Here is a 13,927-nt window from a genome sequence, read left to right on the forward strand (position 1 = left end):
CATGCTACCCGGCAAAACGAAAAAAACGAACACCTGCTCTGAGTCGCTGGACCGCTCCCTTCGCTCGATGAACTACACCGACGAGTGATCGAACCATAGGCTGGCGAGATGGCTGCGGGCGCGACGATCTATACGTTCACGGTGACGCTGGCGGACGTCGACCGTGGCGTCTACGAGGATCTGTCGCTGCGGGTGGCGCGGCATCCGTCTGAGACCGACGTGTTCATGCTCACGCGCGTGCTCGCCTACGCACTGGAGTACGAGGAGGGCATCACTTTCACCGAAGGTCTCGCCTCGACGGATGAGCCGGCGATTGTGGTCCGCGACGCTACCGGCGCCCTGACGGCCTGGATCGAGGTCGGTGCGCCGGATGCCGCGCGACTTCACGAGGGCAGCATGAAGGCCGACCGCGTGGCTGTGTACACACACCGGGATCCGGCCAAGCTCGTCGCGAGCTGGGCGGGCAAACGCATCCACCGTGGCGAAGACATTGCCGTCATCAGCTTCGACCGCGGGTTCCTAGAGACGGCGGCGTCGGGTATCGAGCGCCGAACGGCGCTGACCGTCTCGGTCACCGAGAAGCATCTGTACCTCGAGATCAACGGACAGACGTTCTCGTCAGACATCCACTCCGTGTTCGCCGCCTGAGTCGATCTCAGACCACGCCGAGCCACTCCGCGACCACTCGAGCCGTCGCGGCAGGATCGGGGCGATGCCCGCGGGACTCGGGCACGATGACGAGCTCGGCCGCTGGCATCGCTTCGGCGAGCGCGCGAGATGAAACCTCAAGGAAGGGGAACGTCTCGGCGCCGCAGAGCACCGCGGTCGGAACGTCCAGGCCAAGCATCCGCTCATCCGGAGAATCGCACGCACGCGCGAGGGCCGCGTCGTAGACGACCGACTGGGCAAGGCCAACCAGATGCGGGAACATCGGGCTCTCGCGGATCTGCGCGATCATCGCGTCAGGCAATCCGACCGCTTCTCGCTGGAAGATCGTGACCACCTGTTCGGGCCGACCTTCGTCAAGCAGGCCCTGCAGTCTCTCCGGCAAGTCGAGGGGAACGTGAGACTGCCCGAAGCCCACCGGTGGCTCCGACAGGAAGAGGTGCGACACCTGAGCGCCACGGGATGCCGCCAGCAGTGCGAGCACCGCTCCCGACGAATGGCCGAGAAGTGCCGCGCGGCCGCCGACGGCATCCACGACCGCTGCCACATCCTCCGCTTCGCGCTCAGGCGCGTACGGAGCGGTATCTCCACTGCCACCGCGGGCACGACGGTCGACAGTCACCCCGTGAAGACCGAGAGCGGCGAGAGCCTCTGCAAGCGGTACTCCGTCGCTCGCGGTTGAGAAGGCACCGCCGAGGATGACAACGGGTCGGCCCGACCCGAACGTCTCGTAGGCGATGCGCGTGCCGTCGGCCGAGATGGCTGTCTCCATGCGGCTGAGCGTAGACCTCGCCGCCGACACCGAACAGGCCTCAGAAGGAGATGGCGATTGCTCGCACCGCGGACCCTTATCCCCGGTCCCCTCCACGCCTCGCCAGCCGCAACAGCGAGACACTGGGAGCGTGGACAAGACGCCTGTCTACTTCTACTCGTCGACCTCGAACCTCACGGGGCGCTTCGCGCAGCACCTGGCCGAGGAGACCGGCCGGGCCGTGCACAACCTCGCCGACGCGAGCGTCCGACGCACCGAAGCATCCGGCCCCTGGGTTCTGCTGACCCCGTCCTACAAGGCGGGGAACGCCGACGAGGTGACCCTTCCCGCAGGCGTCCGCAGCTTCCTTCGCTCCCCCGCGAACCGGCGCCGGATGGTCGGGATCATCGGCTCGGGCAACCGCAACTTCGGCGTCTACTACCAGGCCGCGGCCCGCGAACTCGCGACTCAGTCGGGCAGGCCCGTGCTGTTCGAGTTCGAACTGGCGGGGACCCCCGAAGACGTCAGCCACTGCGCGCAGATCCTCGACGACCTGGATGCCGCGCTCGCTGCATCCCATTCGGAATCGTGATCCGGAGCCACCGCTGCGCGGCGATGGCATCCTGAAGGTGTGACCCGCCGACCCGGACTTCGCGCGCGCTTGCTCGTGCCGCTGCCGGGCGATCCGAACGGGATGCCGCCATGGGTGCAGCGACTCGAGCGCGGCGACGATCCCGGCCTGTTTGCCGAAGACGGCGCAGCGTGGACGGTGCACGCTGGTATGCCAACTCTCGTTGCCGGCATCCGTGCCCTGCTGATTCAGGCTCTGCATCCGGGTGCGATGGCGGGGGTGCACGACTGGTCGCGCTACCGCGAGGACCCCCTCGGGCGCCTCGCCGGAACGGTGCGCTGGGTGATCTGCGTCACGTTCGGCTCGCAGGAGCAGGTGGATGCCGAGCTCGGCCGTGTGGCGCGATTCCACAGCGAGGTCGCGGGCGAATACCGCGACAGCACCGGCGAGACCCGCACGTATTCCGCCGCCGACGCCGACCTCGTCGAGTGGGTCCATCTCGCTTTCACAGATGCCTTCCTCACCTGCCACGAAACCTGGGGCGGTCCGATTCCCGGCGGGCCTGACGCATACGTCAGCGACTGGGCTACTGCGGGCCGACTCATGGGCGTGACGGATCCGCCCGAGACCGCCGCGGAACTGCGCGCCCGCATGCACGGGTACCTCGACCGCGGCATCCTGCGCGGCGACGAACGCGTGCAGGATGTCGTGCGGTTCCTCCGCCGGGTCCCGCTCGACGGGTCGCTCCGGTGGGCCTACCGTCTGCTGTTCGCCGGCGCCGTGGCGACGATCCCGCGCGAGTATCGACGGATGCTGGGACTACGCCGCTCATGGCTGCCGGTGGTCACGATGACGCGGTTCGCGCTGTTCGTCGCCGGCAAGAGCCTCGGTAGCGGTCCGCGAGCGCATGACATGGCGCGGCGGCGACTGCGGCGGCTCGAGGCATCCGGCACCGAGCCCACCCGGGCGAGCTGAGCCCACACGGTGACACGCCCGTAACGACACGTCCCGTAGGCTGCGGGCATGGAGGAGCCCTGGGTCGAAGAGGCCGCGCACATGCTCGAGAAGTACACCGGCGACCCGCTGGCCGATGCGGTGCGCGGCACGGTGCGGGTGGTCTCGGCATCCGACCGCGAGGGCCGCGCGCGCTACCAGGCGTGTCAGCTCGAGGTCGTCACAACCACCGCAGGCATCCCGGAGACACGGGTCAGCACCGAGGTCGTGACGAGCGCGAAGTATTGGCCGCGCGTCGGCTCGACGCTCCCGGCACTGATCTCACCGAGCGACCCGACCCACATCGAGATCAACTGGGACGCCCTCGCGCGTCAGTGACCTGAACATCGCGCCCGGCGTCAGCCGATCGCAATCTCGACTTGCAGCTCCGCAGCCAACTTCTCGAGGTCTTCCTTCACGCGGGACAGATCGGTGCCGGCTGCAGCATGGGCGAGAACGGATGCCTCGAAGATGCGCCCTCCGGCCATTGCCGCGTCGCGCACCTCGGTCGACAGATCGTCGATGCTGAGCCCGTGCGCGGCGAGCACAGCGGAGACATCGCGGACGATTCCTGGGCGGTCGTTAGCGATGAGCGAGATCACGAGGGAACTAGCCGTGCGGTTCGCCGCTGAGGCATCCGCCCCCGAGAGCGCCGTGACGGTGAGAGTCTCATCGAGCGCCAGCAGCGCATCCAGCAGCACCGTCGCCGACTCCTCGGGAACCGAGATCTCGATCACTCCGGCGAACACGCCGGCGCGTTCGGCGAGCTGGCTTCCCTCCCAGTTGCCTCCGTGGGCGCTCACGGCATCCGCGACCGCCGAGACGAGTCCGGACCGGTCCTCTCCGACGAGCGTGATCACGTAGCGAGGCACGCTCGCATGCTACTCCGCGGTCAAGATTCGCACAGCGGGCAGGTCGGGCTCAGCCCACCAGAACCCGTCGAGGTCACGGGTGCCGACCCACCTCAGCTCGTCGTGATCAGTGCTTTGCGTCGGCCGCTCGCCCTCCAGTTCCGCGCGATAGCAGGCGAGGCGAATGATGCGGTCGCCGACGTGGGTGTCGTCGGTCGACAGATGTCCCGTGACACGGATGCCGACGCCAAGCTCCTCCTGCACTTCACGTACGAGCGCATCGATCGGGTCTTCCCCCGGTTCGACCTTGCCTCCGGGGAACTCCCAGCGGCCCGACTGCCCGATGTGAGCCCCCCGACGGCACACGAGTATCTCGTCACCGTCTGTGACGACAGCGGCCACGACATCGATTGTTGGGACATCTTTCACGAATACAATCCTCCTATCGCGCGTGATGGTGCGCGTCGGACGCCGCGCCGTACGCGGTGCGCGGCTCGGGGCCGCGGTGTCTGACTGGGGTGGCCAATGAGCGGGCAGGGGAATGCGGATCCGGTGCATCGTGCACCAGCACATGCGCGCCCGCGCCATGGCGTGATCCTGTGGGCTGCCCTGGTGGCCGTGGTACTGGTGGCACTGATCGTCGGCGCGGTCGCAACCATCAGCCTGACAGATCCGGGGGCATCGGCAGCACCCGTTACAACACCCACGCGGCCCGCTACTCCTCCGCCCTTGAGCGCAACGCAGCAGATGCTCGTCGACAGCGGCGATACGACGACCTGCGCGGTCTCGTTCGAGGGCGCCGACCTCGACGTGCCGCCGATGCTGCAGCACGAGGGTCAGCTCTATGCGGGCCTGCCGATCCCGTCCCGCGAGGGGGCGGTGTTCGCGGGATGGTACGCCACGCCCACCGGCGCCGAGAGTCTCAGCATCGCCGACCGTGTCAACGGGTCGGAGCTCGTCACGTGCGACGAGCGGGAGCGCACTCTCTATGGTGCGTGGACGACTCCCGACGCTAACGCCGCCGAAGACGCGCAAATCCCGATCCTCATGTACCACCAATTCACGTCGAACCCGGCTGGCGAGTCAGGCTGGCTGCGGCTGAACTACGCCTACATCGGGGACTTCGAGCAGCAGATGGCCTACATCGCCGATCAGGGCTTCTACCAGCCCACATGGGACGAGCTGAGCGCCTTCATCGACGGTCGGCTGTTCCTGCCGAACCACTCGGTGATCGTGACGGATGACGATGCCGACGCCACCTGGTACCAGCTGGCAGTCCCCGTGGTCGATGCGCACCACGTGCTGGCCACCTCGTTCATGATCACGATAGACCGGCGGGAACTGCATCCATCGCCCTACGTCATCGTCCGCTCGCACACCGAGGACATGCACCGAGCCGGCGCGAATGGTAAGGGGCGGATGGTCAATGAGTCAGCCGACGTGATCGCCGCCGATCTTGAGTCCTCCGCGGCATACATCGGCGCGAAGGAAGTCATCGCGTATCCGTTCGGCCACTACAACGACACTGCGAAGGCGGGCGTCGCTGCCGCCGGGTTCGAGATGGCGCGAACGATCGACTACGGCTACGTGCACATCGGCACCGACAAGCTCGCGCTTCCGGTCATCCGCATGAACTACGGGATGTCGGTCGGAGACCTCGCGCGGCAGATCGGCTGACCCCGCGTTACCGGATCGGCATCGGCGGCTCAGAGCTCGCCGGGAGCCATCACCTGCTCGTCGAGTTCTTCGAGGACCTCGCGGGTGCGGGTCTTGGCGCCCGTGCGCCGGCTGCGCGAGGGTGCGTAGACCACGAGCGCGTGGAACAGGAACCGCGCGACGAAGGCGAGCGCGAGCGTGATCGCGGTCGCGATGACCACCGAGATATGCCACGACGAGACCAGGAGCGCCGTCAGCGGGATCCGCACGATCGCCTCGGCATTGTTGAAGCCGAACGACTTCGCAAAGCGCTCCCAGACCCCGGATGCCTCTGCCTTCATGTCCTGGAAGACGAATCGCTCCTGCAGCAGGAAGTTCGCGATGATGGTGATCTCGGCGGCGACGATCATCGCGGGAATGTCGTGGACCCCCCATCGCGCGAGGAGCCAGACGATCGCGATGTTGGCGACGGCACCCAGGCCGCCGATGACGGCGAACATCGACATCTTGCCAAAGCGCAGCATCGTCAGCTGTGCGAGGAAGTGCACGCCCTGTCGGAACGAGGCCTTGGACTCGCCGGCGTTGCGGTCGGCGAAATCGAACGGCACCTCGGCGACCCGCAGGTTGGTGCGGGCGAGGATCTCGAGAAGAATCTTGAACCCGCGCGGCTTGAGCGTACGCAGGTCGAGGCGGCGACGATCGATGAGAAAGAAGCCCGTCATCGGATCGGTGACGCCCTTGAGGCGGCCCGGGAACATCGCCTTGGTCAGAAGCGTCGCCGACTTGGATACGGCAACACGGGATGCTCCGGCCAGTCCGTCATTGGTCCCCTCGCCGCTGTATCGCGAGGCGACGACGACATCGACATCGCCAACTCCGTAGCGACGCCACAGGCGCGGGATGTCCTCGGGCGGATGCTGGAGGTCGCCATCCATGACAACGCAAACGTCGGAGGTCGCCGCATCGAACCCCACCATCACCGCTCCGCCGAGACCGCCCGTGGGAATGTCGCGGTGAATCAGACGTACGGGAATCGGCGCGTCGGTAGCTACCCTGCGGATCTCATCAGCGGTAGTGTCGGTGCTGTCATCGACGAAGACGATCTCTGCCCGGATGCCGCTCGTCGCCGATGCAACCCGAGTCACGAGTTCCGCGATATTGGGTGCCTCGTTGTATGTCGGCACCACGATGGAAAGATCCATGGCTCAATGCTGGCATGCCTCGGCGAGTTCGCCGTAACGCTGTCCACTGATCCATAGCGCATCCACAGGCTGACCGGCCGATGAGTGCGCGGCGGTCGTACGCTGGATGCATGACTTCGGAAACTTCTGGCACCCTGACGATGTTCGGCGCTGACTGGTGCCGCGACTGCCGGCGCACCAAGGCGCAGCTCGATGAGCTGGGGGTTGCGTACGAGTACGTCGATCTCGAGGCCGACCCGGCGGCGGCGGATGTCGCGCGCGACATCTCTGGCCGCACCAACATTCCTGTCGTGGTCTATCCCGATGCGACGCACCATGTGGAGCCGAGCAACGCCGACGTCGAGGCGAAGCTGCGCGAGCTCGCACTGATCTCCTAGCTCTCTGACAGGGCAGTGAGACGGCGCATCACAGCGAGTGAGACGCCGTGCCGCGGACATATGCTGGAGCACGTCCGAAGGAGCGCGCCCATGCCGTCATCCGTTCGTCCCGCCGCAAACACGGTCACCGACGAGACCTCTGTCTCCGACTCGCTCGACGCAGCGATCGAAGAGCTGCGTGCGGGGACTCGCACCTGGAGCGCACTGACCCTCACGCAGCGGATCCGTCTGCTTCGCAGCATCCGCGCCACCGTGGCCAGCGAAGCCGAGGAATGGGCGCTCACCGCAGCCCGATCGAAGGGTCTTGAACCGGGGAGCCCCCTCGTCGGCGAGGAGTGGCTCACGGGACCGTACGCGACGGTTGTCGCGATCGACGCGTACATTGAGACTCTCTCGAGCCTGCGGGTCGGCGCCAGCCCGCTCGATCACGTTCGGGTGGGTGAGGCTCCAGGCGATCGCATCCGCGTGCATGCGTTTCCCACCAGCAGTGTCGATCGCCTCCTCGTCTCCGGGTTCGAGGGCGAGGTCTGGTTGCGCCCCGGCGTCACGCTCGCCGACGCTCAGCGGCGGGCGGGCCTTGGTCAGCTCTCGGCCGGAGAGTCCGGCGGGGTCGGACTCGTTCTGGGCGCGGGCAACATCACCTCGATCCCCGTCCTCGACGTGCTGTACGAACTCATTGCGCACAACCGGGTCAGCATCCTCAAGATCAATCCGACGCAGGACCCGCTTGCTCCGGTGTTCGGCCGCGCCCTGGCGCCCCTGATTTCACTCGGCCTGCTGCGCATCGTGCAGGGCGGCGGTGAGGTCGGCGCCGCCCTCACCGAACACGCAGGCATCGACCATGTCCACATCACGGGAGCCGCCCGCACGTTCGACACGATCGTGTTCGGCCGCACCGCGACGGGCAAGCGCCGCGCACGGCCGCGGCTGTCGGTGCCGATCACCGCCGAACTCGGTGGCGTGTCCCCGATCATCGTCGTTCCGGGTCCATGGTCCGATGCCGACCTGCGCTTCCAGGCCGAACACGTCGCGACGATGCGCCTGCACAACAGCGGCCACAACTGCGTAGCCGGACAGGTCGTGATCCTGAGTGCCGAGTGGGCCCAGCGCGAGCAGTTCCTCGCGGAGGTGGAATCGGCGATGGCCCGCGCACCACAGCGGCCGGTCTGGTACCCGGGGGCGCAGGCGCGTCTGGCCGAGGTTGCCGACACCTACCCCGCCGCGCACTGGTCGTCCGGCCACACCCGCGCGGTCATCGAGGTTGGCACGGATGCCGACCCGACGCCGATCGAGACCACGGAGTATTTCGCGCCGGCGCTGGGCGTGGTGACGCTCCCCGGCAATGGCCAGGAGTTCCTCGACGCCGCCGTCGAGTACGCGAACGACCGACTCACCGGAACCCTCGGCGCCAACCTCCTCATCGATCCCGTCACTGAGGCAGCACTCGGCGACGGATTCGAGAACGCGATCGCGGAGCTGCGCTACGGCACCGTGGCGATCAACACCTGGACCGGGGTCGCGTTCGGCATCCCCACGATGCCGTGGGGTGCCTACCCCGGCGGGACGCTCGATGACGTCCAGAGCGGCATCGGCGTCGTCCACAACGCACTGCTGCTCGACGACATCGAGCGGGGGGTCATGCGCGGACCCTTCCGTCCCTTCCCCCGCTCGGCCGGCTCTCTGGTCGGCGCGGGCACGTTCTCGGCCCTTCCGCGCCCACCCTGGTTCGTCACCAGTCCCGGCGCCGCCGACGGCGGGCGACTGCTCACACGGTTCCGCATTCGCCCGCGCCTGACGACGCTGCTCGGCATTCTCGAATCGGCGTTCCGGTCGTGACCAACAGCGGACGCCCCCGAAGCACGCGGCGACGTCGCGGGGAGCTCGAGGCCGACTACGTCATCGTCGGTGCGGGATCGTCCGGTGCAACGCTGGCCGCACGATTGAGCGAGGATCCGAGCGTCACGGTGCTGCTGCTGGAAGCGGGAGGCCCCGACCGCGCCCTGGAACTGCACGTCCCGGCCGCCTTCAAGAAGCTGTTCCGCGGCCCGTACGACTGGGGATATGACACCGTGCCCCAGCCCGCGCTCGAGGATCGCCAGATCTACTGGCCGCGGGGCAAGACGCTCGGTGGCTCGTCATCGCTGAACGCCATGATGTGGGTGCGCGGGTTCGCCGCAGACTATGACGAGTGGGGCGCGGCGGCGACCGAGCGCTGGTCGTGGGATGCTGTACTGCCCGTGCTGCGCCGCATCGAGAACGTGCAGGATGCCCTCGACCCATCACTCGGTCGGTCCGGCCCGCAGAATATCGAGCGGCAGCGCGACCCGCGGCCTCACACCGCCGCGTTCCTCGCAGCAGCGCGCGAGCTCGGATACGCCGTCACCGAAGCGAACCTCCCTACCGGTCAGGGCTTCTCGCAGACGATGGTGACGCAGCGGCGCGGCGCCCGCGCGTCGACCGCCGACACGTACCTGCGACCCGCAGCGTCGCGGCCGAACCTCCGCATCGTGACCAACGCCCAGGTGCGTCGCGTGACGGTCACCACCGACGGCGACAACGGACCGCGGGCCACCGGGGTCTACGTCGACATCGCCGGCACGACCCGCCACGCCCGCGCCCGGCGCGAGGTGATCCTGTGCGGCGGCGCGATCAACACGCCCCAGATCCTGATGCTCTCGGGAATCGGGCTGGCCGACGAGCTCGCCGAGGTCGGCATCCGTCAGCTCGTGGACTCCCCCGAGGTCGGTAAGAACCTGCAGGACCACCTCGTCGCGGGGCTTGCCCCGGCCGCCGCTGGCGGCACGCTGTACGGTGCCGAGCGCCCGGCCGAGCTGCTGCGCTACCTCACAACTCGGCGCGGAATGCTCACCTCGAATGTCGCCGAGGCCCACGGTTTCGTCCGCACCGCGCTCGCCGACCGTGTCGGTATGCCGGGCGGCCTTCCCGATATCGAGATCATCTTCGCTGCAGCACCCTACGTCGGCGAGGGCCTCGTTCCCCTCCCGGGCGAGGGAATCACGGTCGGCGCGATCCTCTTGCGCCCGCGCAGTCGCGGCAGCATCCGTCTTGCCTCGACCGATCCCCACGTCCACCCGCTCATCGACCCCGCCTATCTCAGCGACCCCGAGGGCACGGATGCCGCGACGCTGCGCGCCGGTCTCGAGGTGTGCGAGAGGCTCATCGCGACATCGTCCCTGGGCGCCGTGACGACCGGCGGTTGGGTACAGCCGCAGGGCGGGGAGCAGATGACCAGCGCCGAGCGTATCGAGCAGTCGCTGCGCCGCTACTCGCACACGCTCTACCACCCCGTCGGCACCGCGCGGATGGGCACGGATGCCGCGTCTGTGGTCGACCCGGAGCTGCGCGTGCGCGGCGTCTCGGGCCTGCGCGTGGCCGATGCCTCGGTGATGCCGACGATCATCCGCGGTCACACCCACGCTCCGTCGATCGTGATCGGCGAGATAGCGGCCGATCTTGTGCGCGGAGACAGTGCCGCGAGTACCTCCAGCGTTCGCTGAGGCGGGACCATCGGGCCAACCCGGGACGCGGCCGACGACTACGCTCTGGGTCATGGCTCCCGACGCGACGCCCACGACAGTCACCATCACCGGCGCAGGCGGACAGATCGGCTACGCGCTGCTGTTTCGCATCGCGGCAGGCGACATGCTCGGACCCGACCGGCCGGTGCGGCTGAGGCTGCTGGAGATTCCGCAGGGGATGAGATCGGCAGAGGGCGCAGCCCTCGAACTCATGGACGGTGCATTCCCCCTGCTCTCCGACGTTGAAGTCACCGACAACGCCCACACCGGTTTCGACGGATGCAACATCGCGCTCCTCGTCGGCGCGCGCCCGCGAACCGCAGGTATGGAGCGCGCCGACCTGCTCGAAGCGAACGCCGGAATCTTCGGGCCGCAGGGGGCCGCAATCGGCGCCGTCGCAGCCGACGATGTGCGCGTGCTCGTGGTCGGAAACCCCGCGAACACGAACGCGCTCATCGCCTCGGCATCCGCGCCCGACGTGCCGGCCGAACGCTTTGCCGCGCTCACCCGCCTGGACCACAACCGCGCGCTCGCCCAGCTTGCCACCGCCGTGGAGCGGCCGGCCGCGAGCCTCGAACAGATGACGATCTGGGGCAATCACTCGGCGACGCAGTTCCCTGACGTCGACCACGCCCTCGTCGATGGGATCTCGGCACGCGCGGCGCTTGCGGAGCGGTTCGGCGGCGAGGATGCGGCGCTGACGTGGCTCGATGAGACCTTCATCCCCCGTGTCGCGAAGCGGGGCGCCGAGATCATCGAGGTTCGCGGATCCTCGTCGGTGGGCTCAGCTGCCGCCGCGGCCATCGACCACGTCCGAGATGAGACCGCGGGAGTCGGGTGGACCTCGGCGGCGGTCGTCTCGCACGGCGAGTACGGCGTGCCCGAGGGCCTCATCTGCTCGTTCCCCGTCACGTCGGACGGCACCGGATACCGCGTGATCGAGGGGCTCGCGGTGGACGCCCGGGCCCGGGCGCGCATCGATGCCTCCGTGGCGGAACTCGTCGCAGAGCGCGCCGCCGTGGCCGCGCGGGGATTGCTGTGACCACAACCGAAGCCTTCCTCTTCGTCATCGGCGGTGTGCTCGTCGTCGCGATGACGGCAAGGGTTGCTCCGCGCATCAGAGTCGCGGGTCCGCTTCTGCTCGTCGTCATCGGCATCATTGCGAGCTACCTTCCGTTCCTGCCCGACATCAGCGTCAACCCGGAGTGGATCCTGGTCGGAGTGCTGCCCCCGCTGCTGTACTCGGCGGCAGTGTCGCTGCCCGCCGTTGAGTTCCGCCGCGATCTTCTTCCCATCGCGGGTCTCGCGGTGGTGCTCGTGTTCGTGAGTTCGTTCGTACTGGGCACATTCTTCTACGTCGTGATCCCCGACCTCGGGTACCCTCTCGCGCTCGCCCTCGGCGCGATCCTCAGCCCCACGGATGCCGTCGCTACAGCTGTCGCCAAGCGGCTCGGGGTGTCTCGTCGCGTCGTGACGATGCTGGAAGGTGAAAGCCTGCTCAACGACGCGAGCGCACTGGTGATCCTCAACTCGGCGGTGGCGGCATTCGTCATGATCGCCTCGACCGGTCAGGCTCCGCCCGCCATCGACGCGGTCGGCGGGTTCTTCTGGGCGGTGTTCATCGCGATCGTGATCGGCGCGATCGTCGGCTACGCGAACCTCCGATTGCGATCATGGCTGCGTAGCTCGGCGGCGACGACGGCGGCCGGGTTCATCGTTCCCTTCGTCGCCTACCTCCCCACCGAAGAGCTGGGCGGGTCGGGGCTCGTCGCCGCCGTGGTCGCCGGAATCGTCACCGGCCAGGGCGCCGCCCGGTGGTTCACACCCGAACAGCGCATGTCCGACCGCGTCACCTGGCACACCGTCGAGCTCCTCCTCGAAGGGGGCGTCTTCCTCGTCATGGGCCTCGAAATGAGCGAGATCGTGACGGGCACCGCCAACGGCATCCACGGCATCGGCCACGGCCTGTGGATCGCGGGAGCAGCCTTGGGCATCCTGCTCCTTGTCCGGACCGGATACGTGGCGTTGCTGGTCTGGGGGCAGGGGCGCAGGCTGCATCCGAGGCGCACCGAGCGGTTGAATGCCATCTCCGACCGGATCGATGAGATCGAAGCCGGCGGTCCTGAACAGTACGGTGACCGAGGCCGACGCATCACCGAGGCCGGCTGGAACCGTCGGCTGGCGATGTTCCGCCGCCGCATCACCCGCGCTATGTCGGATCTCAACTACTACCGGGCCGCACCCCTCGGCTGGAAGCACGGCACGATCATCGTCTGGTCGGGGATGCGTGGTGTCGTGACCCTGGCCGCAGCCCAAACCCTGCCGGCCGATGCCCCCTCCCGACACTTCCTCATCTTCGTCGCCTTCACCGTCGCCCTGACGAGCCTCATGCTGCAGGGCTTCACTCTCCCGGGGCTGGTTCGCCTTCTCCGCGTCTCCAACGAGGACGACGAGAACCTGGTGCGATCCGAGCAGCAACGGCTCGTGCGCGAGATGCACCAGGCTGCACTGATGGCAGCCGACGAGGGATCGCTCACGCGACGCGACGGCTCGCCGTTCGCGGCGGAGTTCACCGAGCGGGTCGGGCCGATGTTCCTCCAGGCAGGCGAGGCAGAGGATGACGAAGCCCGCGACATCCTCGAGCTGCGGCTCGCCCTCATCCGCGTGCGCCGGGAGCGGCTCATCGAGCTCAGCAGCGGCGGAGAGTTCGGCAGCGCGGCACTGCGGCGTGCCCTCGCCGAACTCGATGCCTCGCAGATAAACCTCGAGCTGCGCCTCGAGAGCGCGGACTGACGCGACGCCGGTTGTCCACGCCGTCAGGCACAATAGCCGTGGAGGCCTCCATGACTGACGATCAGGGCGGGCCCGTCGCAGCATCCCCCGGCGCGCACCAGGCGGCGGAGTGTCCGACGTGCTTCGCGCCACAACGCGCCGACAGCGCGTGGTGGCGGGCGCGCCCCTCGGATGCGCGCCTGGTGGGAATTGTGGTCTCCCGCGAGGGGATGCCGCCCGTCGTGAGCCAGCGCGAAGCGCTGACGCGATTCGGTGTGCCGATCGACGGCTTTCGGCATCCATCACCCGAGACCCTTGAGTCCTGGGAAGACCGACTGGCGCGCCTGTTCGGGCGCCTGCGCCGAGGCGATGTCGTCGTTGTCGCAACAGTGCACGCTTTGGGGCGAGACGTCGGGGAAGAGATCCGCACGGTGGCCGAACTGCGGCGCCGGGGTGTGATCGTGAAGGTCGTCGACCACGACGCCCCCCACCTGGTCGAGACCGGCGTCACACTTGCCACTCCAGAGCTGACCGATCCCGGCGCATAAA

The 13,927-nt window shown here is 68.1% G+C and carries 15 protein-coding genes; 11 read left to right on the forward strand and 4 right to left on the reverse strand.

Annotation, left to right across the window (positions count from 1 at the left end; genetic code table 11):
- The first annotated feature begins 108 nt into the window (after nt 1-108).
- The gene (locus tag ACQVDU_RS07540; protein ID WP_443476732.1) at nt 109-648 is read left to right on the forward strand and encodes a YaeQ family protein; all 540 of its coding nucleotides are present in this window, start codon (nt 109-111) and stop codon (nt 646-648) included.
- 7 nt (nt 649-655) lie between these two features.
- Here ACQVDU_RS07540 and ACQVDU_RS07545 read toward each other — a convergent pair whose 3' ends face one another.
- Nucleotides 656-1,438 carry an alpha/beta fold hydrolase gene (locus ACQVDU_RS07545; RefSeq protein WP_443476733.1) on the reverse strand — a complete coding sequence of 261 codons (783 nt, stop codon included), beginning with the start codon at nt 1,436-1,438 and terminating at the stop codon, nt 656-658.
- A gap of 130 nt (nt 1,439-1,568) precedes the next feature.
- Here ACQVDU_RS07545 and nrdI point away from each other — a divergent pair, with 130 nt between their 5' ends.
- The 3 genes from nrdI (at nt 1,569) to ACQVDU_RS07560 (ending at nt 3,320) form a co-directional block, all read left to right on the forward strand.
- Nucleotides 1,569-2,009: a class Ib ribonucleoside-diphosphate reductase assembly flavoprotein NrdI gene (gene nrdI / locus ACQVDU_RS07550; RefSeq protein ID WP_443476734.1), complete on the forward strand. Its 441-nt coding sequence runs from the start codon at nt 1,569-1,571 to the stop codon at nt 2,007-2,009.
- Between the two features lie 102 nt (nt 2,010-2,111).
- The gene (locus ACQVDU_RS07555; protein WP_443476759.1) at nt 2,112-2,963 is read left to right on the forward strand and encodes an oxygenase MpaB family protein; all 852 of its coding nucleotides are present in this window, start codon (nt 2,112-2,114) and stop codon (nt 2,961-2,963) included.
- A 48-nt stretch (nt 2,964-3,011) separates the two neighbouring features.
- Complete coding sequence (locus ACQVDU_RS07560) at nt 3,012-3,320, forward strand: hypothetical protein (protein ID WP_300595013.1); 309 nt, start codon at nt 3,012-3,014, stop codon at nt 3,318-3,320.
- A 20-nt stretch (nt 3,321-3,340) separates the two neighbouring features.
- Here the strand turns inward: ACQVDU_RS07560 and ACQVDU_RS07565 are convergent, their stop codons facing one another.
- A complete protein-coding gene (locus tag ACQVDU_RS07565; RefSeq protein WP_300595015.1) occupies nt 3,341-3,853 on the reverse strand; it encodes a glycine cleavage system protein R in 513 nt (170 codons plus the stop codon).
- A 9-nt stretch (nt 3,854-3,862) separates the two neighbouring features.
- Entirely contained in the window at nt 3,863-4,261 is a 399-nt protein-coding gene (locus tag ACQVDU_RS07570; protein ID WP_300595017.1) for a (deoxy)nucleoside triphosphate pyrophosphohydrolase, read from the reverse strand.
- 183 nt (nt 4,262-4,444) lie between these two features.
- Between ACQVDU_RS07570 and ACQVDU_RS07575 the strand changes: the two genes are divergently transcribed.
- On the forward strand, nt 4,445-5,509 hold the full coding sequence (locus ACQVDU_RS07575) for a polysaccharide deacetylase family protein (RefSeq protein ID WP_443476735.1): 1,065 nt from the start codon (nt 4,445-4,447) through the stop codon (nt 5,507-5,509).
- Nucleotides 5,510-5,538: 29 nt separating this feature from the next.
- Here the strand turns inward: ACQVDU_RS07575 and ACQVDU_RS07580 are convergent, their stop codons facing one another.
- On the reverse strand, nt 5,539-6,690 hold the full coding sequence (locus ACQVDU_RS07580) for a glycosyltransferase (RefSeq protein WP_443476736.1): 1,152 nt from the start codon (nt 6,688-6,690) through the stop codon (nt 5,539-5,541).
- A gap of 110 nt (nt 6,691-6,800) precedes the next feature.
- Between ACQVDU_RS07580 and ACQVDU_RS07585 the strand changes: the two genes are divergently transcribed.
- The 6 genes from ACQVDU_RS07585 (at nt 6,801) to ACQVDU_RS07610 (ending at nt 13,926) form a co-directional block, all read left to right on the forward strand.
- Nucleotides 6,801-7,067, forward strand: coding sequence for a glutaredoxin family protein (locus ACQVDU_RS07585; RefSeq protein WP_443476737.1), 267 nt, complete (start codon nt 6,801-6,803; stop codon nt 7,065-7,067).
- A gap of 90 nt (nt 7,068-7,157) precedes the next feature.
- The gene (locus ACQVDU_RS07590) at nt 7,158-8,903 is read left to right on the forward strand and encodes an aldehyde dehydrogenase family protein (protein ID WP_443476738.1); all 1,746 of its coding nucleotides are present in this window, start codon (nt 7,158-7,160) and stop codon (nt 8,901-8,903) included.
- Nucleotides 8,900-10,585: a GMC family oxidoreductase gene (locus ACQVDU_RS07595; protein WP_443476739.1), complete on the forward strand. Its 1,686-nt coding sequence runs from the start codon at nt 8,900-8,902 to the stop codon at nt 10,583-10,585. The genes ACQVDU_RS07590 and ACQVDU_RS07595 overlap by 4 nt, the downstream gene beginning before the upstream one ends.
- 52 nt (nt 10,586-10,637) lie before the next feature.
- Nucleotides 10,638-11,648 carry a malate dehydrogenase gene (locus ACQVDU_RS07600; protein WP_443476740.1) on the forward strand — a complete coding sequence of 337 codons (1,011 nt, stop codon included), beginning with the start codon at nt 10,638-10,640 and terminating at the stop codon, nt 11,646-11,648.
- Nucleotides 11,645-13,399: a cation:proton antiporter gene (locus tag ACQVDU_RS07605; protein ID WP_443476741.1), complete on the forward strand. Its 1,755-nt coding sequence runs from the start codon at nt 11,645-11,647 to the stop codon at nt 13,397-13,399. Before ACQVDU_RS07600 ends, ACQVDU_RS07605 begins: the two co-directional genes overlap by 4 nt.
- A gap of 50 nt (nt 13,400-13,449) precedes the next feature.
- Nucleotides 13,450-13,926 (forward strand): recombinase family protein, encoded by a 477-nt coding sequence (locus tag ACQVDU_RS07610; protein ID WP_292712975.1) that lies wholly within the window; start codon nt 13,450-13,452, stop codon nt 13,924-13,926.
- Nucleotide 13,927: the final 1 nt, after the last annotated feature.

Origin of the sequence: Microbacterium sp. F2 (genome assembly GCF_052274505.1) — a bacterium.
Taxonomy (GTDB): domain Bacteria; phylum Actinomycetota; class Actinomycetes; order Actinomycetales; family Microbacteriaceae; genus Microbacterium.